This is a genomic window from Arthrobacter sp. GW822-FHT05G07, assembly GCF_058799755.1.
On the sequence record NZ_JBXALT010000001.1, the window covers coordinates 129,473 to 154,330 of the forward strand.

19 protein-coding genes are annotated in these 24,858 nt (G+C 63.9%); 16 read left to right on the top strand and 3 right to left on the bottom strand.

The genetic code is table 11. The annotated features are described in order from the left end of the window. The 7 genes from AC1RJY_RS00545 to AC1RJY_RS00575 form a co-directional block, all read left to right on the top strand. A partial coding sequence (locus AC1RJY_RS00545) for a hypothetical protein (RefSeq protein ID WP_498600910.1) occupies positions 1-195 on the top strand: 195 nt, incomplete at its 5' end. Between the two features lie 169 nt (positions 196-364). After that, a complete protein-coding gene (locus AC1RJY_RS00550) occupies positions 365-1,798 on the top strand; it encodes a dicarboxylate/amino acid:cation symporter (protein WP_011774136.1) in 1,434 nt (477 codons plus the stop codon). A gap of 92 nt (positions 1,799-1,890) precedes the next feature. Further along, on the top strand, positions 1,891-2,331 hold the full coding sequence (locus AC1RJY_RS00555) for a YbjQ family protein (protein ID WP_011774135.1): 441 nt from the start codon (positions 1,891-1,893) through the stop codon (positions 2,329-2,331). A 139-nt stretch (positions 2,332-2,470) separates the two neighbouring features. Next, positions 2,471-3,196, top strand: coding sequence for a TetR family transcriptional regulator (locus tag AC1RJY_RS00560; protein WP_498600912.1), 726 nt, complete (start codon positions 2,471-2,473; stop codon positions 3,194-3,196). A gap of 1 nt (position 3,197) precedes the next feature. Continuing rightward, the gene (locus tag AC1RJY_RS00565) at positions 3,198-5,723 is read left to right on the top strand and encodes an MMPL family transporter (RefSeq protein ID WP_498600914.1); all 2,526 of its coding nucleotides are present in this window, start codon (positions 3,198-3,200) and stop codon (positions 5,721-5,723) included. 151 nt (positions 5,724-5,874) lie between these two features. Continuing rightward, entirely contained in the window at positions 5,875-6,546 is a 672-nt protein-coding gene (locus AC1RJY_RS00570; RefSeq protein WP_011774132.1) for a Maf family protein, read from the top strand. A 60-nt stretch (positions 6,547-6,606) separates the two neighbouring features. Continuing rightward, a complete protein-coding gene (locus AC1RJY_RS00575) occupies positions 6,607-8,478 on the top strand; it encodes an acetyl/propionyl/methylcrotonyl-CoA carboxylase subunit alpha (protein ID WP_498600916.1) in 1,872 nt (623 codons plus the stop codon). A 69-nt stretch (positions 8,479-8,547) separates the two neighbouring features. Here the strand turns inward: AC1RJY_RS00575 and AC1RJY_RS00580 are convergent, their stop codons facing one another. Continuing rightward, positions 8,548-9,957 carry an MFS transporter gene (locus tag AC1RJY_RS00580; protein WP_011774130.1) on the bottom strand — a complete coding sequence of 470 codons (1,410 nt, stop codon included), beginning with the start codon at positions 9,955-9,957 and terminating at the stop codon, positions 8,548-8,550. A 292-nt stretch (positions 9,958-10,249) separates the two neighbouring features. On the opposite strand from AC1RJY_RS00580, the gene AC1RJY_RS00585 reads away from it, so the two are divergent. The 4 genes from AC1RJY_RS00585 to AC1RJY_RS00600 all read left to right on the top strand — a co-directional run bounded on the left by AC1RJY_RS00585 (position 10,250) and on the right by AC1RJY_RS00600 (position 16,273). Then, complete coding sequence (locus tag AC1RJY_RS00585) at positions 10,250-11,662, top strand: MFS transporter (RefSeq protein WP_011774129.1); 1,413 nt, start codon at positions 10,250-10,252, stop codon at positions 11,660-11,662. Further along, positions 11,663-13,861, top strand: coding sequence for a molybdopterin oxidoreductase family protein (locus AC1RJY_RS00590; protein WP_498600917.1), 2,199 nt, complete (start codon positions 11,663-11,665; stop codon positions 13,859-13,861). Beyond that, positions 13,858-15,423, top strand: a complete 1,566-nt coding sequence (locus AC1RJY_RS00595; protein ID WP_014921172.1) for an FAD-dependent oxidoreductase — start codon at positions 13,858-13,860, stop codon at positions 15,421-15,423. The genes AC1RJY_RS00590 and AC1RJY_RS00595 overlap by 4 nt, the downstream gene beginning before the upstream one ends. 118 nt (positions 15,424-15,541) lie before the next feature. Beyond that, the gene (locus AC1RJY_RS00600; protein ID WP_014921171.1) at positions 15,542-16,273 is read left to right on the top strand and encodes an MBL fold metallo-hydrolase; all 732 of its coding nucleotides are present in this window, start codon (positions 15,542-15,544) and stop codon (positions 16,271-16,273) included. 95 nt (positions 16,274-16,368) lie between these two features. On the opposite strand, the gene AC1RJY_RS00605 is transcribed toward AC1RJY_RS00600, so the two are convergent. Then, the gene (locus tag AC1RJY_RS00605; RefSeq protein WP_011774125.1) at positions 16,369-17,778 is read right to left on the bottom strand and encodes an NAD(P)H-quinone dehydrogenase; all 1,410 of its coding nucleotides are present in this window, start codon (positions 17,776-17,778) and stop codon (positions 16,369-16,371) included. A gap of 121 nt (positions 17,779-17,899) precedes the next feature. On the opposite strand from AC1RJY_RS00605, the gene AC1RJY_RS00610 reads away from it, so the two are divergent. The 5 genes from AC1RJY_RS00610 (at position 17,900) to AC1RJY_RS00630 (ending at position 24,313) form a co-directional block, all read left to right on the top strand. Further along, positions 17,900-18,700 (top strand): purine-nucleoside phosphorylase, encoded by an 801-nt coding sequence (locus AC1RJY_RS00610; RefSeq protein WP_014921168.1) that lies wholly within the window; start codon positions 17,900-17,902, stop codon positions 18,698-18,700. Between the two features lie 252 nt (positions 18,701-18,952). After that, positions 18,953-19,084 carry a hypothetical protein gene (locus AC1RJY_RS00615; RefSeq protein ID WP_272941667.1) on the top strand — a complete coding sequence of 44 codons (132 nt, stop codon included), beginning with the start codon at positions 18,953-18,955 and terminating at the stop codon, positions 19,082-19,084. Positions 19,085-19,159: 75 nt separating this feature from the next. After that, positions 19,160-20,758 carry a glycoside hydrolase family 68 protein gene (locus tag AC1RJY_RS00620; RefSeq protein WP_014921167.1) on the top strand — a complete coding sequence of 533 codons (1,599 nt, stop codon included), beginning with the start codon at positions 19,160-19,162 and terminating at the stop codon, positions 20,756-20,758. A 94-nt stretch (positions 20,759-20,852) separates the two neighbouring features. Then, a complete protein-coding gene (locus AC1RJY_RS00625) occupies positions 20,853-22,466 on the top strand; it encodes a glycoside hydrolase family 32 protein (RefSeq protein WP_498600919.1) in 1,614 nt (537 codons plus the stop codon). Between the two features lie 101 nt (positions 22,467-22,567). After that, positions 22,568-24,313: a phospho-sugar mutase gene (locus tag AC1RJY_RS00630; RefSeq protein WP_498600920.1), complete on the top strand. Its 1,746-nt coding sequence runs from the start codon at positions 22,568-22,570 to the stop codon at positions 24,311-24,313. Between the two features lie 5 nt (positions 24,314-24,318). Here the strand turns inward: AC1RJY_RS00630 and nirD are convergent, their stop codons facing one another. Then, positions 24,319-24,681 carry a nitrite reductase small subunit NirD gene (gene nirD / locus AC1RJY_RS00635; RefSeq protein WP_210064330.1) on the bottom strand — a complete coding sequence of 121 codons (363 nt, stop codon included), beginning with the start codon at positions 24,679-24,681 and terminating at the stop codon, positions 24,319-24,321. Positions 24,682-24,858: the final 177 nt, after the last annotated feature.

Sequence of the window (24,858 nt, forward strand, 5' to 3'; positions counted from 1 at the left end):
CGCCGCCGCCAGGACGGAGCCGGGCGGGCGCAACCCCAAGTCCCAGACACACTCATTCCCACCCCGCGCACCCCTTCCCGTCCCGCGCACCCCTTCCCGCCCCGCGCACCCCTTCGGCGCCAGGAGCGCACGCCTTCCCGCCCCGCGCACCACCTATGCACCAGGGACTGCGCCGTCTCGGCCCCGCGCATCTGATCGCTCTTTCGGCAGAGATCATCGCCACACCGCTTCCAGGAATAACTTCACACACGCCCCACTCAGGGCCGGAAATTCGGGGATCAACCGGCAACGAGGTTCCCGAGCCCGCGTAACATTTCTCAACGTTCGTTCGCTATGTTATTTGAGAAGCACCTAACGTGTTCCGGTGAGCACCTCAACCAACACTTCCCCAGCAGCTGGCAAGACCGGCTTCCGGCTCCCCAAGTGGGCCGGTTCCTTCGGCGTCCAGATCATCGCAGCCCTCATCATCGGCCTCGTCCTCGGCCTTATTGCCAAGTACACGGGCAGCACCAAAACCGCCCCCAACGGCCTCGGCGCTACTCTCCAAACGATCGGCTCCAGCTACGTCTCGTTGCTGCAGACCGCCGTCGTTCCTTTGATTTTCACCGCCGTGGTGAGCTCCATTGCGAATCTTCGTCAGGTCTCCAACGCTGCCCGACTCGCATGGAACACGCTGCTCTGGTTCGCCATCACTTCGCTGGTTTCGGTGCTGATCGGCATTGGGCTGGGCGTCCTCCTGCAGCCCGGCGCAGCCACGGGTATCACCGAAGAGGCCAAGTACACAGGTAAGACCGGCGACTGGTGGGCCTTCCTGATCGGCCTGTTCCCCAAGAACTTCCTTGGACTCGGTGCCAGCTCCACCGTCACTGAAAGTGCCAACGCCGCCACAACGGTCAGCACTGCAGTCAACTTCAACGTGCTCCAGATCCTGGTGATCGCCATCGCCATCGGCGTTGCAGCCCTCAAGGTGGGCAAGCAGGCCGAAGCCTTCCTGACGTTCAACGCTTCCGCACTGGCCGTCATCCAGAAGGTCCTGTGGTGGATCATCCGTATCGCTCCGCTTGGCACCATCGGCCTGATCGGCAACGCTGTGGCCATCTACGGCTGGGACACCATCGGCTCCCTGGGTAAATTCACCGCAGCCATCTACATCGGTTTGGCCCTGGTGCTCTTTGTCCTTTACCCGATCCTGGTCCGCGTCCACGGCCTCTCCGTCAAGCAGTACTTCTCCGGTGTTTGGCCGGCCGTGCAGCTGGCCTTCGTCTCCCGCTCTTCCATCGGCACACTGCCGCTCACGCAGCGCGTCACTGAGCGGAACCTGGGCGTCCCCTCCGGCTACGCTTCCTTTGCCGTGCCGCTCGGTGCCACCACCAAGATGGACGGCTGCGCAGCAATCTACCCGGCCATTGCAGCGATTTTCGTGGCACAGTTCTTCGGCATCAACCTGGACTTCAGCCAGTACCTGCTCATCGTGCTGGTCTCCGTCCTCGGTTCCGCCGCTACGGCAGGTACCACCGGCGCCGTCGTCATGCTCACACTGACCCTGTCCACGCTGGGACTTCCGCTGGCCGGCGTCGGCCTTCTGCTGGCGATCGACCCCATCCTGGACATGGGCCGCACCGCCGTCAACGTGGCAGGCCAGGCACTGGTTCCCGCCATCGTGGCCAAGCGCCAAGGCATCCTGGACGAGTCGCTCTACAACGCACCCCGCAACGGTGCCGCCTTCGCTGATGAGTTCGCCGCCGACAAGGCAGCGGCTGAAAACAACGAGCGCGAGCTGGCCGACTCAAAGGCCTAGGCTCAGCCTCTTTGGAACGGCGCAAATCCCCCGGGGAGTTCTCCCCGGGGGATTTCCCCGTTTAAGGGGTCAAGTCTGGATAGGCTCGGACCATGTTGATCGTCACCTCCAACGAAATCCCGGGCCACCGCATCGACGCCGTCTTTGGCGAAGTCATGGGCCTCACTGTCCGTTCACGCGATATTGGCTCACAGATGCTGGCCGGCTTCCGCTCCCTGGGCGGCGGTGAGCTGCCCGAAATGACCAAGGCCCTCTACGAAAGCCGCCAGGAAGTCATGGCACGCATGGTCAACGAAGCACAGCAGCGTGGAGCCAACGCCATCGTGGCCATGCGTTTCGACACCTCGGAAATGGGCACCAACTGGACCGAAGTGTGCGCCTACGGAACCGCCGTGTACGTGCTGCCTCTTGGAGAGGGTGAACCCGGAGCCACCGGACAGTCTGTTTACCTGACCAAGACGGCGGCCCAGCAGTCAGCCCAGCCCACTCCCCCGGCCCCGCCGGCTCCTCCGGCGCCGCCGCACCAGTTCTGAGCCAAGCCCTCCTTTGATCCCGCCCTAGTTTGCTCCCCTCTCCACTCAACGGGGAGGGGAGCAAACGAAGGCGGGTTTTTTCGTGCGCTCAAAGCCGCTCAAATTGCGCAGAGTGCAAACTTGCACTTAGTGTAAGTATGTGACCCAAACCAGTAGCCAGGATGCCACTGCGGAGTCGTCCGCCACAGCTGAGCCCACCGCGCCCTCACGGCGCGAACTCAACAAGGCGGCCACCCGCAGCTCTATCGCCTCCGCCGCCCTGGACCTTTTGCGCAGCAACGGGTCCGGCAATTTCACCGTGGAAGACATCGCAGCCAGCGCGGGTGTATCACGGCGAACCTTTTTCAACTACTTCCCCAGCCTTGAAGCTGCGCTGGCGTCCGTAGCCGACGGCTTCATGGACCACGCATTGGAACAGTTCCGGCTGCGTCCCAGAGACGAGTCCATCCTCGAATCCGCGCAGGCCGCCCTCATGGCCCTGGCCGATCCCATGTCCGTCGCCCCCATGGCCGAGTTGTTCAGCTTGACCCAGGACAACCGATCACTGGCCCGCTCCGAGTTGGAAGCCTGGGAACACTGCACCGAGCAGATCATTGACGCCGCCCGCAGCAGGCTCGGCACGGGCATCAGCGAGCTCTACCTTCATGCCCTCGCGGGTTCTGTGATCTCCTGCGGCAAAGCGGCGATGACCGTCTGGTTCGTCGAGCGCGGACCCGACCTCTCGGCGGAATCCCTGGCGGTCCTCCGCCAGCACCTCATCGATGCGATGGGTCTCCTCGGTGCCGGCTTCGCGCCGCCGTCGAACGCGTTCCCACAAGCCGCAACAGCCTCACCTTCCGTTCCAACCACCAAAGATCGGTTCTGACATGGCCTCGTTCCTCTACCGTCTCGGCAAGTTTTCGTATCGCCGCCGCTGGCTCGTCATCTCCATATGGCTGGCCGTCATGGTGGCAGTGGGCGGCTCGGCCGCAGCGTTCCACGGCACCATGTCCAACAACTTCACCATTCCGGGCACTGAAACCCAGCAGATGGCCGACAAACTCAAAGAGGCCCTGCCCGACTCCTCCGGCGGCTCTGCCAGCGTGGTCTTCGACGCCGGAGATGCCGGCTTTGACCAGGCCAAAAAAGACGCGGTCGCGGCTGCACTCACCAAGCTTGAAGCCATGCCTGACGTGCAGGGAACAGTGAACCCGTTCACCACCCAGGAGCAACTCGACAAGTCCGCCGGCGAAATCGCCGCCGGTGAAGCTCAGGCCGCCGAAGGGCAGACCCAGCTGGATGCCGCCCGCGCACAGTTGACTGCGGGCGAAGCGCAACTGGCAGGCGCCGAGCAGCAACTGGCAGCCTCCGGCCTGACGTCGGCACAGATTGAGGCGCAGCTGGCTCCGCAGCGCGCCGAACTCGCCGCAGCCAAGGAAAAGCTCGACGCCGGAACCAAGGAAGCAGCCGACGGCGCCACAGCGCTGGCACTGGGCAAGCGACAGCTCGAAGCCTCTCAAGGCCTACGTTTCGTGTCCAGCGACAACAAAGCCGCAATCGCACAGGTCCAGTTCAAGACCTCCATCAACGCCGTTGACCCCGCCGTCCGCGAGGAAGTTCAGGAGATCGTCCACGGCGTTTCCTCGGCAGGCGTCACGGCCTACGCCAGCAAGGAAATCACCGAGGACGTCTCGGAAATCTTCGGTGTAGCTGAAATCGTGGGCGTCGCTGTGGCTGCCCTGGTCCTGGTCCTCATGCTCGGCACTCTCATCGCGGCCGGACTGCCCCTTGTCATGGCGCTGATCGGCGTTGCCGTAGGTGTCGGCGGAACGTTCGCGCTCACCAGCGTGATCGACATGAGCTCCATCTCCCCCATGCTTGCCCTGATGCTCGGCCTTGCGGTCGGCATCGACTACTCCCTGTTCATCGTCAACCGCCACCGCACACAGCTTCTGGCCGGCATGGACGGGGAAGAGTCCGCAGCACTGGCCACCGGGACGTCCGGCAACGCAGTGCTGTTCGCAGGCCTCACTGTCATCATCGCCCTCGCTGCCCTTGTGGTTCCCGGGTTGCCCTTCCTTGCAGTGATGGGTGTTGCCGCCGCAGCGACAGTCGGCGTAGCCGTCGTCGTGGCTTTGACGCTGACACCCGCCGTACTGGCCCTGATCGGCCGCCGACTTATCTCCAAGCGCGCTTGGGCCAAGGCCGAAAAGCACAACGCCGAGCCGGGCCACGAAGCTGCCGACCGTGAACTCGAAGAGAAGCGAAGCAGCGGAGGCTGGGGTGGCTTGGTCACGCGTCGTCCGTGGGTTGCCCTCGTAGCAAGCGTCGTTCTGTTAGGTGCCTTGGCGCTGCCTGCCTCCCAGCTGCGGCTGGCACTTCCCGACGGCGGCTCCGAGCCGGTCGATTCGCAGGCCTTCAAGGCGTATGACCTCACTCGCAGCAGCTTCGGTGAAGGCATGACCGGGCCCATCATCGTGGTGGGCGAATTCCCCGAAGGCCTCAGCGAGAACGATGCCAAGAACAAGCAGTTCGACGTCGCGGATCAGCTCCGCAGCGTAGAGAATATCATTGCCGCCGTACCGATTGCACTGAGCGACGACCGCCGCACCGCCGTCTTCCAGGTCATCCCGAAGGAAGGTCCGGCCAGCGCCGGCACAGTGCAGGTGGTGTCCGATCTCCGCGCGAAGGGCACCGGCATCAATGAGGACCTGGGCGTGAAAATCGGTTTGACCGGCCAGACGGCCGGCAACATCGATGTGTCCGAGAAACTTGGCGCCGCCTTGCCGCCGTACTTGGCGATCGTCGTCGGACTTTCACTGCTGCTGCTCCTTCTGGTGTTCCGCTCCATCGTGGTGCCGCTGCTGGCCACCGGCGGGTTCCTGCTATCCCTCGCTGCCGCATTCGGTGCCGTGGTTGCTGTTTACCAGTGGGGTTGGCTGGGAGGCATCTTCGACGTCGCCAATCCAGGCGCTGTCCTGAGCTTCCTGCCCATCATCCTGATCGGCGTGCTGTTCGGACTCGCGATGGACTACCAGGTGTTTATTACATCCGGCATGCGGGAGTCGTTCATGCACGGTGAGTCCGCCAAGCATGCTGTCCGCTCCGGGTTCAGCCACGCGGCAGCCGTTGTCACCGCGGCCGCGATCATCATGGTCAGCGTGTTCTCCGGCTTCATCTTCAGCCACCTCACCATGGTCCGGCCGCTTGGCTTCGCGATGGCATTCGGTGTGCTGATCGACGCCTTCGTGGTTCGCATGACCATCGTCCCCGCAGTGATGTATCTCTTGGGCGAGAAGGCCTGGTGGCTGCCCAAATGGCTGGAACGCATCCTCCCTGACGTGGATGTTGAAGGCGCCAAGCTGGAGCGGAGCGACCGTTCAAAAGCCGGATCCGAGGAACTGGTCCACTAACCCTCACTCACATCACAGCTGATATATCCGAACGCTCGCTCACTTGCTTCAGGCAAGTGAGCGAGCGTTCGGTTTAAGCACGCGGGATGTGAGAGAGGGTTCGCCGTAAGCACGCGGGATGTGAGAGAGGGTTCGTATTAGGCTGGGAGGCGTGACCCGATTGATCCTTGCCTCCCAGTCCCCTGCCCGCACCAAGCTCCTCACGGAAGCCGGGATCCGGCATGACGTCCTGGTGTCGGACGTTGATGAGGATGCGGTGCAGGCAAAATACGGTGTGACGGACGCCCACGACACCGCTTTGTTGCTGGCACGGGCCAAAGCCGAAGCCGTCGCAGCCCTCCCCGAAGCCGAAGGTGCCTTGGTCATCGGCTGCGACTCTGTCTTTGAATTCGACGGCGAGTCCCACGGCAAGCCCTACACGGCGGAGGTCGCCCGGGAACGGATGCTGCGCATGAGCGGCTCGCAGGGGGTGCTTCACACAGGGCATTGGCTGGTTGACTGCCGGGACACCGCCGCTGACGCAGACGAGGATGCAGCAGGTGACGAGACCCCCGAAGGCACGGGCGCCACAGTCGGAGCGGTTTCGAGCGCCGAGGTCCACTTCGCCCGGATGAGCAGCAACGACATCGACGCCTACATCGCCACTGGAGAGCCCCTTCATTGCGCGGGCTCCTTCACCATCGACGGTTTGGGCGGGGCCTTCATCCGCAAGGTGGACGGCGACCCGCACGCCGTCGTCGGGCTTTCCATTTCCACACTCCGGGACCTGCTGGTCCACGCGAACGTTGGCATCACGGAGCTGTGGGACGCGAATAGCCAGTAAAGGCAATTTGTAGCAACCCTACAAAGGAACATCGCCTCACACACGGAATCCCCCATCAATATGGGCGGAACCCTCACAATCGCGCTAGGCTCCTCAAGGACAGAAGGAGTCAACAACTTGTCAGCTAACCCGGCGCAGCCCATTTCCAGCCCTCTCACCAAGGTCTTGATTGCCAACCGCGGCGAAATCGCGGTCCGCATCATCCGAGCCGCCCGGGACGAAGGCATTGCCTCCGTAGCCGTTTACGCCGACCCCGACCGCGACGCCCTCCATGTCCGCCTCGCCGACGAAGCCTACGCTTTGGGTGGCAACACCGCCGCCGAGTCGTACTTGGTGATGGACAAGATCATCGACGTCGCCAAGCAGTCAGGCGCCGACGGCATCCACCCCGGCTACGGGTTCCTCGCGGAGAACGCCGAGTTCGCGGCTAGGGTCATTGAAGCTGGCATCACGTGGATCGGCCCGTCCCCCGAGGCCATCTCGGCCTTGGGCGATAAGGTTCAGGCCCGGCATATTGCCGAAAAGGTGGGCGCTCCCCTGGTCCCCGGCACCGCCGACCCCGTTGAGTCCGCGGACGAGATCCTGAAGTTTGCTGAGGAGTTCGGCCTCCCCGTTGCCATCAAGGCAGCTTTCGGCGGTGGTGGTCGCGGCATCAAGGTTGCCCGCACCATGGACGAGATCCCGGAGCTGTACGAATCCGCAGTCCGTGAAGCCGTCGCAGCTTTCGGCCGCGGCGAATGCTTCATCGAGCGCTTCCTCGACGCTCCCCGCCACGTTGAGACCCAGTGCCTGGCCGACGCATACGGCAACGTCGTGGTGGTTTCCACCCGCGACTGCTCGTTGCAGCGCCGCAACCAGAAGCTCGTGGAGGAAGCTCCCGCTCCTTACCTCAGCGAAGAGCAGAACAAGCGACTGTACGAGTCTTCCAAGGCCATCCTGAAGGAAGCCAACTACTTAGGCGCGGGCACCTGCGAGTTCCTGGTGGGCCAGGACGGCACTATTTCCTTCCTTGAGGTCAACACCCGCCTCCAGGTGGAGCACTGCGTCTCCGAGGAAGTCACGGGCATCGACCTCGTCCGCGAGCAGTTCCGCATCGCCCGCGGTGAAGCGCTTGGCTATGACGACCCCGAGGTCCGCGGCCACTCCTTCGAGTTCCGCATCACCGGCGAGGACCCGGGACGCAACTTCATGCCCGCCCCCGGCACCATCACCACTCTGAAGAACCCGACGGGACCCGGCGTCCGGATCGATTCCGGCATTGAGCAGGGCGACGTCATCAGCGGCAACTTCGACTCGATGCTCTCCAAGCTGATCGTCACTGGCGCTTCCCGCGAGCAAGCCCTTCAGCGTTCACGCCGCGCCCTTGAAGAGATGGTGGTGGAGGGTATTCCCACCGTCATCCCGTTCGACCTCGCCGTGGTCACCGATCCCGCCTTTGCCCCGGCGGAAGGACCGTTCAAGGTTCACACGCGCTGGATCGAGACCGAGTTCGTCAACAGCCTCCCGGCATGGTCGGCAAGCGGTGCCGGTACTGAAACGCCCGACGCCGGTGAGCGCCAGCGCGTCGTCGTCGAGGTTGGCGGCAAGCGCCTTGAGGTCGTCCTGCCGTCCGGCCTGGGTGGCGGCGTCGCCGCGGTTTCCAGCGGTTCAGGCTCCAAGTCCGGCAAATCCAAGAAACGCTCCCGCTCGGCTGGTGCCACGGCTGCAGCTGCCGGTGGCAATGCCCTGACGTCCCCCATGCAGGGCACCATCGTCAAGGTGGCAGCCTCGGAAGGTGATGTTGTGGCCGAGGGCGATCTGATCGTGGTCCTGGAAGCCATGAAGATGGAGCAGCCCCTGACTGCCCACAAGGCCGGTACTGTGCGTGGCCTTGCTGCCACCGCCGGTGAGACCGTTGCCGCCGGCGCAGTCATCGCGACCATCGAGGATTAACGCCAAGAACCTCTTAACGACGTCGGCCCCGCACCGTTTGGTGCGGGGCCGACGTCGTAAGCGGGGTACTTAGGCGACGTTGTTCTCGTAGTCCATGTCCTTGGTTTCGCGGGTCAGCCAGAGCGCGATGAAGGTGACCACCGCAGCGGCGGCCATGTAGACACCTACCAGCCACGTGCTGCCGTTGGCTGCGGACCAGAGGGCAATTGCCACGAACGATGCCGGGGCGGCTCCGATCATGGAGGACAGGTTGTACGCCACAGCCGAGCCCGTGTAGCGGACGTTGGCCGGGAACAGTTCCGGAAGGATCGCCGCCATGGGACCGAAGGTCAGGCCCATGAGCGTGAAGCCCACAATGAGGCCAACCATCGCCGCTGCCTGGCCGGGACCAAACATGGTGAACCAGAGCGCACCGAACACGAAGATGCCGGCGGTGACGCCCAGCAGGAACTTGCGGCGGCCCCACTTCTCAGCGAGCGGTCCGGAGACCACGGTGAAGATGCCGAAGAAGACGACGCCGATGATCAGCATCCAGAGGAAATCGGACCGGGTGATTCCCAGGCCGGGGACGAACGCCGCGATCTGTTCTGCCGTCATGGGTGTGCCGGCCTTCTCAGCGGCTGCCTGCGCACCGGCCAGGGTGGGCTTGGTGCCGTAAGACAGCGTGAACGTAGTCATGATGTAGAACAGCACGTAGGTGGCAAACATGATGAACGTACCGGCCACCACGGGGCGCCAGTGGCTCTTGAGTGTGGCGGCGAGGGGCACCTTCTGCACCTTTTCTTGCTCGATCACCTTGGTGAAGGAGGCGCTCTCCACCAGCTTCAGTCGAACGTAAAGGCCCACCACAACCAGCACCGCGCTGAGAATGAACGGAACACGCCAACCCCACGCAAGGAACTCTTCCGCGCTGAGCGACACGTTCATCCAGATGAAGATGACGTTGGCGATGATGAAGCCGATGGGTGCACCCAACTGAGGGAACGTTCCGTAGATGGCGCGCTTGCCTTCGGGGGCGTTCTCGGTGGCCAGCAACGCTGCGCCTGACCATTCTCCGCCCAAAGCAAGGCCCTGGAAGAAGCGGAGGATAACCAGCATGATCGGGGCAAGGATGGCCCATCCCGGCATGGAGGCCGTGGGCAGGAGACCGATGAGGAACGTGGCGATACCCATGGTCAACAGCGAGGCGACCAGGGTGCCCTTGCGGCCGATCTTGTCACCGAAGTGGCCGAACACCACTGCGCCAATGGGTCGGGCGAAGAAGGCAACACCGAAGATGGCGAACGCACTGAGCAGCGCGTTGATGTCAGTGGCGTCGGGGAAGAAGAGCTTGGGGAAGACGAGTACTGACGCGGTGGCGTAGGCGTAGAAATCGTAGAACTCGATCGTCGTGCCGATCAGGCTCGCGAAGATCACCTTGCCCCGTGAGTTCACTGGCTTAGTGGACTCACCTTCCTTGGATGGTGCGGTGGAAGACATGTATTTGCAGCTTTCTTTTGCGCCGGCCGATGCCCCAGAACCTACCGGCGACGGATTATTCGAGAGTTCAATAATAGTTCCCGCTGTCCATTGACCGGACAACCAAGTCCAACATGCGGACACACAAGAAAATCTCACCTTGTGGTCCGCGCCACATTACCTCACCATTGCCTCACGCGCCGGTGACCCCGCCGATAGGGAAATGTCACAGCACGTTTACAAACGGCGCCCGTCCACGAAATGCGCGAAACCTACCTTGGAATAACAACGTCCCCCACCAAGGAGGCACTCCGTGACTGTTGACCGCTCCGCAGAAGAACTGGCCCCCGTCCAGTCCACTGCCACCGCCACCCCCACCCTTGAGCACCGCCCCGGCCGCTGGATTGCCAACTGGGACGCCGAAGACAAGGGCCAGTGGGAAGCCGAAGGCCGGTCCATCGCCAAGCGCAATCTCTACTGGTCGATCTTCGCCGAATTCCTCGGCTTCGTCGTCTGGCAGCTGTGGTCCATCGTGGTGGTCCAGCTCCCCGCAGCAGGCTTCACGTTCGACACCAACCAGATCTTCTGGCTCATCTCCATCCCCAGCCTCGTAGGCGCAACACTCCGAATCCCCTACACGTTCATGGTTCCCAAGTTCGGTGGCCGGAACTGGACCATCGTCTCGGCGCTCCTGCTCCTGATCCCCACCACAGGCCTTGCCATCTGTGTGTCCAACCCGGAGACGCCCTTCGGTGTCATGCTCCTCATGGCCGCACTCGCCGGCTTCGGTGGCGGCAACTTCGCCAGCTCCATGGCCAACATCACCTTCTTCTACCCTGCCCGCGAAAAGGGTTGGGCGCTGGGCCTGAACGCGGCCGGCGGAAACCTTGGTGCAGCCGTCGCACAGCTTGTTGTCCCCATCGCCATCACCTTGCTGGCTGCCGGGACCGTCAACCTGCCGATGGCGGGCATCATCTGGATCCCACTGATCATCATCGCCGCTTTCGGCGCCTACAAGTACATGAACAACCTCACCAGCGCCAAGGGTGATGTGGCCGGTTCCCTGGCCGCCCTCAAGGAACCTCACCTGTGGATCATGGCGTTCCTCTACATCGGTACGTTCGGCTCATTCATCGGCTTCGCGGGCGTCTTCCCCAAGCTGATCAAGGACTACTTCCCGGACTTCTCCTCCATCCACGTCGGTGCCGTTGCATTGTCCCTTGCATTCCTCGGCCCGCTGGTCGGATCCTTGGCCCGTCCCTACGGCGGACGCATGGCCGACCGTATGGGCGGCGCCCGGATGACCATCGCCTCGTTCGCCTCCATGGCCGTCATCACCCTGACCATGATCTGGACCCTCCCACTGAAGAACTTCTGGCTCTTCCTCACCCTCTTCCTGCTACTCTTCCTGGCCAGCGGCTTTGGAAACGGCGCGACGTACCGCATGATCCCGGTCATCTTTGCAACGTCCAGCCGAGCAGCCCGTTCAGGCGCCACGAGCGCCACCACCGCACGGCTCGCTTCTTCCTCGTTGGGCCTGATCTCCGCGATCGGCGCCTACGGCGGCTTCGTCATCCCTCAGGTGCTCAATGCCTCCAACAGCGCCAGCGGCTCCTACACACCGGCGTTCTACGGATTCGTTGGAGCCTACGTCCTGATGCTCACCGTCTGCTGGGTCTGCTACATCCGCCCCGCCCAGAAGCGCAACACGATCGGACACATCTAGATGCCCAACGGCGCCGATACCCACTGCCCCTACTGCGCGCTCCAGTGCGCCATGACGCTGACCCCGGCTGCACCTGCAGCCGGGGCAGTGCCCGCGCCGGACGCAGCACCCGCCGCGCCCCTGGAAGTTTCCGGGCGTGACTTCCCCACTAACCGGGGCGGGCTGTGCCGCAAAGGCTGGACATCGGCGTCGTTGTTGCGTCACAACGGGCGCGTCACGGAGCCGATGCTCAAGGGATCGGACGGCGTGCACCAGCCCATCTCCTGGGACCAGGCGCTCATGCTCATCACGGCCGCCGTCAGAGACACCCAGCAGCAGTACGGGAACGACGCCGTCGGAGTCTTCGGCGGCGGCGGCCTCACCAATGAGAAGGCGTACCTGCTGGGCAAGTTCGCCCGGCTGGCCCTGCGCACGTCAAGGATCGATTACAACGGCCGGTTCTGCATGTCTTCGGCCGCGGCTGCAGGCAACCGGGCGTTCGGCGTGGACCGCGGCCTCCCCTTCCCCGTCACGGACCTGGACACCGCGTCCGTGATCCTCATGCTCGGTTCCAACGTTGCCGAAACCATGCCTCCGTTCGTCCAGCACCTGCAAAGCGCCCGCGACGCCGGCGGGCTGATCGTTGTGGACCCTCGACGCTCGGCTACTGCTGCTTTCACGGGCGACGGCGGCGGCCTCCACCTGCAGCCGACGCCCGGCACCGATTTGGCGCTCCTTTTGGGCATCAGCCACGTGGTGGTGCACGAGGGACTCGCCGACGCCTCGTACATCGAGAAGAACACCAGCGGTTACGCAGCCGTGGTGCGCAGCCTCAACGCTTTCTGGCCGGAGCGCGTCCAGTCCATCACCGGCGTACCGGCCACCCTTATCCGCGAAACCGCACGCCGGCTCGCCCAAGGGGCCCGCGACGGTGGCAGCTACATCCTCAGCGGCCGTGGCGTGGAACAGCACGTGGACGGCACGGACACCGCCACCGCAGCCATCAACCTCAGCCTTCTCCTTGGCCTCCCCGGCTCGGCCCGCAGCGGCTACGGCACGTTGACTGGCCAGGGCAACGGCCAAGGCGGCCGCGAGCACGGCCAAAAGGCTGATCAGCTTCCCGGCTACCGCAAGATCACCGATCCCGCTGCGCGCGCCCACGTCGCCGGCGTGTGGGGCGTCGACGAGTCGTTGATCCCCGGACCCGGCCTGCCCGCCGTCGAACTTCTCAAGTCGCTCGGAAAGCCCGACGGCGTCCGTTGCCTTTTCGTGCACGGCGCCAATGTGGTGGTGTCCGCTCCTGATACCAATGCAGTGATCCAGGGGCTCCGCAGCCTGGACTTCCTGGTGGTCTGCGACTTCTTCCTGTCCGAGACGGCTGCCGAAGCGGATTTGGTTCTGCCGGTCACGCAGTGGGCCGAGGAAGAAGGAACGCTCACCAACCTTGAAGGGCGTGTGATTCGTCGCCGCCGCGCGCTAACCCCTCCCCCGGGTGTCCGCAGCGAGTTGTGGCTCATGGCCCGGCTTGCCGGGATGCTTGACGCTCCTTCAACGTTCAGCGATGACCCCGAGACCGTCTTCGAAGAGCTGCGCTTGGCTTCTGCTGGCGGCCTTGCTGACTACTCGGGCATCGATTACGCCATGCTGGACCGCGGCGAAGCTGCCTACTGGCCGTATCCGGTGGGCAGCCATGGTACCCCCAGGCTGTTCGGCGACGGATTCGCCCATGCTGACGGCCGGGCCGTCATGGTGCCGGTGACCCCGTCCAAGCGGGCTGTCCGTTCCTTTGCGGACGACTCACTGGCCCTTGCCACCGGCAGGCTTCTGGAGCACTACCAGTCCGGCGCCCAGACGCGCCGCGTGAGCGAACTCCTCGCATCGCAGCCCCAGGCCCGGCTCCTTATTCACCCGGCTACGGCGGCCTCGCGCGGCATTGCCGACGGCGACTACGCCACCGTCACGAACCAGCGCGGCGAAGTGCTTTGCCGTGCCGAGCTCAGCAACTCGGTCCGCCCGGACACCGTCTTTCTGCCGTTCCACTTCCCCGGCCAGGAAAACGCCAACCGCCTCACGGAGGCGGCCACAGATCCCATTTCCGGTATGCCGGAGTTCAAGACCAGCCGGGTATGGGTCCGGCGCGCGGTTTCCACCCAGGACCCGCACTCTTACACCGTCCCTGAGGGCACGCGGCTGCCACTGCACGTCAAGGAGGCATCATGAGCGAGCGCATTGTTGTTGTTGGATTCGGGCCGGTCGCTGCCCGGCTCGTGGACGAACTGCTCCCCGCTGTCCGCACCGGGCTGGTGCAGTTGCTGGTCATCGGGCAGGAAAGCGAAGCTGCCTATAACCGCGTCATGGTGGCTGAACTCGCTGTCGGCCGCACCACTGCCGAGGCTTTGGCCATGGCTGATGCGTCCGAATTGGAGTCCGACGGCGTGGAAGTGCGGTTGGGCGTGAAGGTCAAAAGGATCGACCGTGCCCGCCAGAACGTAGCGCTGTCCGATGGCAGCACTGAACACTACGACCGTCTGGTGTTCGCCACCGGGTCCCGTCCCGTGATTCCCAACCTGACCGGACTCAACCCGGATCCTTCCGGACCTGTGCTTCCAGCCGGCGTTACTGCTTTGCGCGATCTGAAGGACGCAGCCGTGGTCCGTGCCGCCGTCGCTGACGGCAAGCGCGTGGTGGTGCTTGGCGGCGGCGTGCTGGGCCTGGAGACTGCACTCGCGGCCGCCGAAGAAGGCGCGCAGGCCACTGTGGTTCACAACGGTCCCTTCCCGCTGGGGCGCAGCATCGACCGCGGCAGTGGCTCCGTGCTCACCAGCAGCCTGCGCGCCGGCGGCGTCCGGATAGCCGGGAACGCGCGTTCTACAGGCGTGGAAACGGCTGGTCCCGGCGGCAGCTTCTCCGCTCTGCTGCTGGATGACGGCTCCGCGATCGACGGCGACCTGCTGGTGTTGTCCTGTGGCGTCCGCCCCCGCATTGAACTGGCTGAGGGCTGTGGCCTTCCTGTGGGGTCCGGAATCCTGGTGGACCACCATCTGCGGGCCTATCACGAGCCCCACATGTTCGCGATTGGAGACTGCGCGGAAGTGCGGTGCCCGGATGCTGCCTGTGTCGAGTGCCGAACAGCCGGCGGGCCCTCAGGTTTGGTGGGTCCTGGTTGGCGTCAGGCCGAATGGTTGGCTGAGTACCTCGTGGTCCTGGCCCGTGACGGCCAGGCCGCCGCCGAGGCACTGGAAGCCCTGCCCATGGAGAAGCCCGGAGTGGTGGTCTTGAAGGCGCGGGGCATCAACCTTGCGGTGGCAGGCGACAACCAGGCCGATCCTTGGGATGAGGAGCTCCTGGAAGCCGGTGCCGCGTCCGGGCGTGCCCGCCGGCAGATCTCCCAGTGGGCTGATCCTGAACACGGCCGCTACGTGAAGATGACCACCCGCGGCGGAGTGCTGGAAGGCTTGGTAGCGGTGGGCATGCCCCGGACCGCTGCTGAGCTTGTGGTGCTCTTCGAGCGTTCCTCGGAGCTGCCCGCTGACCGGTCCCTGCTGCTCCGCTTGGATGGACCCGACCAACTCGATGCCGGAGCCGCCACCAGCAACGATCCCCAGCGGACCGTGTGCCGCTGCGCCGGAGTGAGCGCGGCCAGCATCGAGACTTCCGTGGTGGAGGGCTGCAGTACAGTGGGCGAGGTCTCCAAGGCCACCCGCGCCGGAACAGGCTGCGGGGGCTGCCACGAGGACATCAAGGGGATCATCGAAAAACATTTCCAAGCGGCTGCCGCCTGAGGCCGCATAGCCCCCTCTACGTCGTACAGTTGCCAGCACCCTGAAAGGCTGCGAAATCGCCGGTCCGGAACCGCGGTCTCGCAGCTTTCCGGCGATCTCGCTGGTTTAGAATTCCCGAGTGAAGGTATCCGAACCCGCGCCCGGCGTCCATTTTGTTGAGGGGCCTGCGTCCAACTGGCTCATTGTCCGTGACGCTTCAGGCTTCATGTTGATCGACGGCGGCTATCCGGCGGACCGCGAGCTTGTCCTAGAGTCCATCCGAGGGCTCGGACTCGATCCCGCCGACGCCAAGGCAATGTTGATCACGCATGGACACGTGGACCATACAGGATCCGCGGCTTACTTCTCCCGGACCTTTGGCACACCCATCCTCTGCTCCCCCGAGGAACTTGCCCACGTTCAGGGCAAGGAGAAGCACCAGGTCACGTTCGGGCAGGTCCTCGTCAGGGCCTGGCGTCCCACGGTGTTCCGGTGGATGCTGCACGTCATCAAGGCCAAGGCCCTTCAGGCAGAGCCGGCCACGCACGCCGAAGCCTGGAAGCCCGAAAAGCTCAAGGACCTTCCGGGGCAGCCCCAAGCGATCCTTCTACCCGGGCACACCCCCGGCAACGTGGCCCTGCTGCTGCCAACAGCCGGGGCGATCGCCGTGGGCGACTCGTTCGTCAGCGGCCACCCGATCAGCACCACGTCCGGCCCGCAGATGTTGCACCGGATGTACCACTCGGACCCGGCCGCCGCGCTCGCTTCGGCACGCTCCCTCGCTGCTGTCCAGGCGAAGGTGATCCTGCCAGGCCACGGAACTGCCCTGCATATGCCATTGACTGAGGCCCTCGCCGTGCTGCAAGTGTAGGGCCTGCGGAGCCCGCTTCGATGGTTCCCTGCCAGGAGTGCCGTGCGCACGGCATGATCAGCAGGGAACCCCCGAAACGGGCGCCGGCGTTGGAGCTACATGTGCACGTGCAGGCGCCGCGCGGCCTCCGAAATGGACCCGGTCAGCGACGGGTACACCGTGAAGGCGCTGGCTACGTCATCCACGTGGAGCTTCTGGGTGACAGCCACGGAGATCGGGAAGATGAGCTCCGAAGCATTCGGGCCCACCACCACGCCACCAATTACGGTCCCGGATCCCTTGCGTGCAATGATCTTGACGAAGCCGTCCTTGGTGTTGCGCATCTTGGCTCGGGCGTTGCTCAGCAAGGACAACATCACCACGTCGCCCTGGTACTTGCCCGAAGCGAGGTCTGCTTCTGAAACACCCACCGAGGCGATCTCCGGAGACGTGAAGATGTTCGACGCCACTTGATTGAGCTTGAGCGGCTTCACGCCGTCGCCCATGAAGTGTGCGATCGCGATGCGGCCCTGCATGGCGGCAACGGATGCCAGGGCGAAGACACCCGTGCAGTCGCCGGCAGCGTAAATGTTGGGGGCAGTGGTGCGGGAAACGCCGTCCACCTTGATGTGCCCGGACTCTGTGAGCGTCACGCCGGCTTCTTCGAGGCCGATGCCGGCGGTGTTGGGGATGGAGCCGACACATACCAGGCAATGCGAACCTGTCACGATCGATCCGTCACCCAAGGTGACCTTAACGCCGTCGTCCGTTCGCTCCACTGCGTTTGCACGGGACTTCGACAGAACGCGCACGCCGCGACGTTCGAAGACGCCTTCCAGCAGCTTGGCGGCGTCCGTGTCCTCGCCCGGGAGAACCTGGTCGCGGCTGGAGATCAGCGTGACGTTGGAGCCCAGGCCGTTGTAGGCGGATGCGAACTCGGCACCGGTGACGCCCGAACCCACCACGATCAGTTCTTCGGGAAGCTCGTCCAGGTTGTAGATCTGCGCCCAGTTGAGGATGCGTTCGCCGTCGGGCTTGGCGGTGGGGAGTTCACGCGGATGAGCGCCGACAGCCAACAGAATGGCATCGGCATCGATGGTGCGGATTCCGTCGATGGTCAGGACCTCGATGGTGTTGTTGTCCAGCAGTTTGCCGGAACCAATAACGATCTCCACACCCAGGCGCTCAAGGCCTGCACGGATGTCATCGGACTGCCCATGAGCCAGATTAAGCACGCGATCGTTGATGTGCTTGAGGTCGGCACGGGGCTTCGAAGCCGTACCGTCGCCGTCGAACTTCACACCGAGTTCGTCCGCCTCACCGACGCGGGTCATGAGGTCAGCGGTGGCAATAAGGGTTTTGGAAGGCACGACGTCGGTCAGCACCGCGGAGCCGCCGAGGCCTGCCCGCTCGATGATCGTGACGTGCGCGCCGAGCGAGGCGGCCACCATGGCAGCTTCATATCCACCGGGACCACCTCCCAGGATCGCGATACGGGGGGCACTAAAGTCAACTTGGGTGGTCACAGTCCTCAATTCTCGCTCATTGCCACGCCGGTTGCCACCCAGCCGAACCTCACTCCACCCGGGTCCCTACCAAAGTGCTGTAGCCGCAAGGTAGCTTGTACCAGTGAGTAACACTGAGCTGATGAACACTGACCCCTTTGAGGCCGCGAAGGCCGCCGCGGACTTCATCGCCGCGGAGACCGGCGTCGAGTCCCATGACGTGGCCCTGGTGCTCGGATCCGGATGGGCGGAGGCTGCCGATCTGATCGGCGAAACCACCGCCACATTGAACGCATCCGAGGTCCCGGGCTTCCACAAACCAGCGGTGGTGGGCCATGTTGGCACCATCCGCTCCGTCCTCACCAAGGAGGGCAAGCGCGCCTTGGTGTTAGGCGCCCGGACCCATTACTACGAAGGCCGGGGTGTACGGTCCGTAGTCCACGGCGTCCGCACGGCCGCGGCTGCCGGTTGCAAGACTCTGGTCCTCACCAACGGTTGCGGCGGGCTCAATGAAGACTGGACCCCGGGCACACCCGTTCTCATCAGTGACCACATCAACCTCACCGCAACCTCACCCCTTGAGGGCGCAACGTTCGTTGACCTCACCGACCTCTACTCCTCCCGGATCCGCGAGCTCGCCCGCGAAGTCGACTCCTCCCTGCAGGAGGGCGTGTACGCGCAGTTCACGGGGCCCCACTACGAGACTCCGGCAGAGGTCCAATACGCCAAGCGGATCGGCGCAGACCTGGTGGGCATGTCCACCGCCTTGGAAGCCATCGCCGGCCGCCATGCAGGCATGGAAGTTTTCGGTATCTCCCTGGTCACCAACCTCGCAGCCGGCATCAGCCCGGTTCCTTTGAGCCACGCGGAAGTCCTGGAAGCCGGACACGCAGCGGGCAAGCGGATCTCCACGCTTCTGGCGGAGATCATCGCCAAGCTCTGACCGCTACCTACAACAATGCGGGGTCACCTTACGGGTGGCCCCGCATTGCTGTTTAAGGGTGTGCGCTAACAATTCCACAGCGGAAGTAAACGCACACTAAATTCTCAGGAAGAATCCGGTAGGTGACGCAACATTTGACCCGCATCGCACAGAAATGTCACGCGCGCACGTTGGCAATGTAAGCGCTTGCGCAAGTACCGGCGGGTAACCGCAAATGCTTGCGAAACACCCTTTTGATTTGGGACCTAACACGTGTCTAGCGTGGAGAGCGTTCCGGTAAGTCGACGTGCCGGAGCCACCGCGGCGGATAGCTACAAAGCTTCCCCGCACCTCGAAACGATGGCGTCCTTCGATGACGCCTACAGCGGATCGATGGACGCCTGAGTAGAGAACCCCCAACAGGGGGTCAGGGCATGCGCCCCACTCCACGAAGTCCAACACTCCGCGAGAAGAGCAAGCATGAACACGCACTCAACCCCTCAACGGCCGCGCCGCCGGTTGCGACAGGCCGTAGCCCTCGCAGCGGCGGCAGGCGTGGCCGGCAGCATCCTGCTGGTGACGCCAGCCGCGCAGGCCAACCTCCCGGCAGACCCGCCGTCGAGCACTATGCCGGCACCCACGCCCGGCTTCCCGCTGCCAACCACCCACACGCAGCAGGCATACGATCCCGCGGCTGACTTCACGTCCAAATGGACGCGAGCTGACGCCAAACAGATCATGGCCCAGAGCAACCCCAACGTTGCCCCCGGCCAGAACTCCATGAGCCCCAACGTCACCATGCCGGAAATCCCCAAGGACTTCCCGGCCATGAACGACGACGTCTGGGTCTGGGACACCTGGTCCCTGACGGACGAGAACGCAAACCAGATCAGCTACAAGGGCTGGGACGTCATCTTCGCCCTGGTTGCCGACCGGCACGCCGGATACGGCTTCGACCAGCGCCACTGGAACGCGCGGATCGGCTACTTCTTCCGGAAGACCAACGCCGATCCTGCCAAGGACAAATGGAACTACGGCGGACACTTGTTCCTGGACAACACGTCCATCGGCAACACTGAGTGGTCCGGTTCCACGCGCCTCATGCAGGGCAACAAGATCAACGTCTTCTACACCGCTACCACGTTCTACGACGTCGCTGAGCGAAATGCGGGCGGCGGCGGTATCGCTCCGGATGCCGTGATTGCCAAGGCACTGGGTAACATCCATGCCAACCAAAACGGCGTGACCTTCGACGGCTTCCAGCACACCAAACTGCTGGAGCCGGACGGAAAGCTGTACCAGAACAAAGCCCAGAACCCCGGCTTCGCGTTCCGTGACCCGTACACCTTCGCGGACCCGGCACATCCGGGCAAGACCTTCATGGTGTTCGAGGGCAACACCGGCGGCACCCGCGGCTCCTACAAGTGCAAGCAGGAAGACCTCGGCTACCAGCCGGGCGACCCCAACGCCGAAACCGTGGCCCAGGTCAACAGCACCGGCGCTTGGTACCAGACCGCAAACGTGGGCCTGGCAGTGGCGGACAACAAGGACCTCACCAAGTGGAGCTTCCTTCCGCCGATCCTGTCCGCCAACTGCGTCAACGACCAAACTGAGCGTCCGCAGATCTACATCCAGAACGAGAACGGCAAGAACAAGTACTACCTGTTCACCATCAGCCACCAGTTCACGTATGCAGATGGAATGCGCGGCCCCGACGGCGTGTACGGCTTTGTCGGCAACGGCGTCCGTTCGGACTACCAGCCGGTCAACAACAGCGGATTGGCCTTGGGCTCCCCGACGGACCTGAACATGCCGGCCAACGCGCCGGAGGGTCCGGATCCACGGCAGAACGGCCGCCAGTTCCAGGCCTATTCGCACTATGTGCAGCCCGGCGGCCTCGTCCAGTCCTTCATCGACAACGTGGACGGCGTCCGCGGCGGTTCCCTGTCACCCACCGTGAAGATGAACTTCAAGGCCGGCGTGACCCAGGTTGACCGCAGCTTCGGCCAGAACGGCCTCGGCCCGTTCGGCTACCTGCCCACCAACCTCCGCGTTGGCGGCGAAGGCCACTACAAGTAGGCCGTAACACCCTGGCCATGAGGCCGCGGCAGGGGTGTTGGCTCCAGAAGAGCCGGCATCCCTGCCACCCCCAAACCTTCAGGATTTCTCCCCCATGACTTACCCCAACCCCCACCTGTCCCGCCGCCACATGCTGGCCGCAAGTGCCGCCGTCGTGGTCGCCTTTTCTGCCGCGTCCTGCACAGCAAGCCCGACGCCGGTGCCAACACCCTCGGGTCCGGCACCCACCGCTTCGGACCCTTGGCGGCCCGTAGCCCACCTGACGGCTGAGAAGAACTGGCTCAACGACCCCAACGGGCTCGTCTATCACGACGGGACCTACCACGCGTTTTATCAATACAACCCGCGTGGAAACTCGTGGGGCAACATGTCCTGGGGGCACTCCACCAGCAAGGATCTGATCCACTGGGAACAGCAGCCCGTGGCCATGGAGGCGAGCCCCGAAGAAGAAATCTTCTCCGGCTGCATCGTGATGGATAAGAACAATGCTTCCGGTCTCGGCTCAGCCAAAAACCCACCCATGGTGGCTCTCTACACCAGCGCGTACGGTAAGAACGGCGCGCTCCCGCAAGGCGCGCAGGCACAGTCGGTGGCCTTCAGCTTGGATAACGGAACCACGTGGCAGAAGTACCAAGGAAACCCTGTTCTGAACCTCGCACCCACCAACAACAACTTCCGCGACCCCAAAGTCACGTGGTACGAGCCCGGTCGCTACTGGGTGATGACCACTGTGGTGGCCGACGCCCAGGTGGTCAAGATGTTCAAGTCCACGGACCTCCTCCGCTGGGAATACCTGAGCGATTTCTCCGGCGCCGGTGCCCAAGGCGGGCTCTGGGAAGTACCTGAACTCATCCAGATGAACGTGGAGGACTCCACCGCGAAGAAGTGGGTGATGCTCCTGAGCATCAACCCCGGCGGCATTGCGGGCGGTTCGGGCATGCAGTACTTCGTGGGCGAATTCGACGGGACGCGCTTTACGGCCGAAGATGCGGCCGCTCCCGACGCGCCGCTCGACGAATCCCAGTGGCTGGACCACGGCGCCGACTACTACGCCGCGAACTCCATCTCGGGCGCGCCCGGGGACAAACCCGTTCTTTTGGGGTGGATGGGCAATTGGGACTACGCCCAGGATGTGCCCACCACGCCATGGCGCGGCTCCATGGCAATTCCCCGCGAACTCACCTTGGTTCGGGGCGAGAAGAGGTTTGAGTTGCGATCCGCCATTGCCGGCGCTGCGCGGGAAGCGATGGAACACTCCGGTGAAGTGAAGAGCAAAAACCTCACCGTCGGCTCTTCACCGAAGGACCTTGGCCAGGACTTCAAGGGCCGTACGCAACTAATCGAGCTGGAGATGGACCTGACCTCAGCTCGCGAGGCGGGCGTTCTCCTCCGCCAATCATCCGGCTCCGACTCCGGGCTGCGCATCTCCTATAACAAGGAAACAGGCACTGTCAGGGTGGACCGTTCCAAGGCCGGAACCAGCAACTTCTCCGAGAAATTCAGCCCATTTCACCAAGTGGCCTTGCCCTCCCCCAGCAGCAAGGTCCATTTCATGATCCTCCTGGACTCGTCCTCGGTGGAAGTCTTCGCTGCGGGTGGAAGGGCAGTTGTTTCGGACACCTTCTTCCCGGACTGGGACAACACCGGTGCCTCGGTCTTCAGCATGGAGGGCGACACGGACTTCACGGTCACGTCCCGAACTCTCTAGACCCGCCGAGGGGCGGGATCTCACCCTTTACAACCACTCTTAAAGGCGAGATCTCACTCCTCGTTGCCCCTGAAGCGCTCATTGAGGATAGTTTTGTCCCTATGACATCCAGCGATGCCGCATTTGAACAGCTGATCACCGACGCCCGCCAATGGGCCTCCCAAGACCCGGACCCGGCGACGTCGGCTGCTCTCGTCGAGCTGGCCGACCTCGCCAGCGGCGGTGACGCGGGAGCTGTCCAGGAACTGGGCGACAGCTTCAACGGCACGCTTCAGTTCGGCACAGCCGGTCTCCGCGCAGCGCTCGGCCCGGGCCCCAACCGGATGAACCGCGTCGTCGTCCGCCGGGCAGCGGCAGGCTTGGCAGCCTTCCTCACCGATGCGGTGGCCGCAGCTGCGCCGGGAACCCGGCCGCGCGCCGTCGTCGGTTACGATGCCCGCTACAACTCGGACATCTTCGCTGAAGAAACGGCCGCGATCTTCACAGCCGCCGGCATCGAGACGTTCCTCATGCCGGCAGCGCTTCCGACGCCGTTGCTCGCCTATGCGGTCCGGTCACTGGATTGCGACGGCGGCGTGATGGTCACAGCGAGCCACAACCCGCCGCAGGACAACGGCTACAAGGTCTACCTTGGGCGGCACGCCGTGTCCGAAAGCGGGCGCGGTTCGCAGATCGTGGCACCGTACGACGCCGAGATCGCCGCGAAGATCGAAGCCGTAGGCGCGCTGGATTCGATTGAACTCGCGGACAGCGGATGGACTGTGCTGCCAACAACCATCGCCTCCGACTATGAAGCCGCGATGGCGGGATTGGTGGATCGGGAACACTTTCCGGCCCGCGACCTCAAGATCGTCCTGACGCCCATGCACGGGGTCGGCGGCGAAACGGCCGTCTCCGTGTTGAACGCCGCCGGTTTCACCGACGTCACGCTCGTGGCCGAACAGGCCGAGCCGGACCCGGACTTCCCCACCGTCGCCTTCCCCAACCCGGAGGAGCCCGGCGCGCTGGACCTGGCCCTTGCGGCAGCCGCTGAGTCGGGTGCGGACATCGTTTTGGCCAACGATCCCGACGCCGATCGGGCTGCGGTTGCTGCGTTGGATCCCGCCACGGGAGCCTGGCGGATGCTCAGGGGTGATGAAGTGGGGGCGCTCTTGGGTGCGCACGTCGTGGCGCGTATGGCTGCCGGGGCCGGGGACGAGCCGCAGACCGGCGTCTTCGCCAACTCGATCGTGTCCTCCCGGCTGCTCTCGCGCATCGCGGCCGCAGCAGGGTACGCCCACGAGGAAACACTCACAGGCTTCAAATGGATTTCGCGGGTCCCCGGTCTCACCTACGGGTACGAGGAGGCGCTGGGATACTGCGTGGCACCGGACCTGGTGCGCGACAAGGACGGCATTTCAGCAGCAGTGCTGATTGCGGAACTCGCGGCAACTGCCAAGGCTGAGGGCAAGACGATCTTCGACACCCTGGATGACTTGTATCTGGTGCACGGGCTCCATGCGAGCGACCAGCTCAGTATCAGGGTGGCGGATCTGGGTCTTTTGGACGCCATGATGAACCGCCTGCGGGTCAATCCGCCGGAAGCGTTCGGGGGCTCCGCCGTCGAGGTTACCGCTGATCTCGCGGAAGGAAGCGAAAACCTGCCGCCCACGGACGGCCTGCTGTACCTGACACGGGACCAGAGCCGCGTCATCATCCGCCCCAGTGGCACGGAGCCAAAACTCAAGTGCTACCTGGAAGTCATCCAAGCCGTGGAGTCGGCCGCGGAGCTTCCCGCTGCACGCCAAGCAGCGCGAACATCCCTGGACGATGTTCTCAGGGATGTCCGCGAAGCGTTGGGCTTGTAGGACTTTTAGAGTTCAACTTCGATGAAGCCATCCACCAAACGGGTGGCAAAGGCCGCGAGCTTGAGTTCCTGGTTGGTGAAGCATTCGCCGGTTTCGAGGTCGTAGACCTCTTTGTGCAGCGGCGACGCGATGGTCGGACGGCTTCCGCGGGATCCAATGATTCCGCGGGCCATGACGTTGGCGAGAGTCGCCGGGTCCTGCTGTGCCACAGCGAAGACCTCGGTGGGCGCTGTGCGGAACAGCGCAATTTGACGGCCGGCGATCAGCGCAGCCTCGCCCCAAGCCAGTTCGAGTTCATCCACCGGGCAAACACGGTGCCATGTGGCGGTGGTGGTCAGGTCCTCGGCCCTGTCAAGAATTACGGTCATTTCAGCCCCTCTCACTGTGTCCGGGTGCTGGCATTTCCACCGTCACTCCCCCGGACCGGGCCACACTTGCGGCCACTACTCCAAGCTAGGACCCGGGTGTTTCATCGGTTGTCCGGGTTTGTGTCCAATGCGTAAAAGAGACCTCACACCTCGCGAAATGCGTTCGTGATGCAGAAG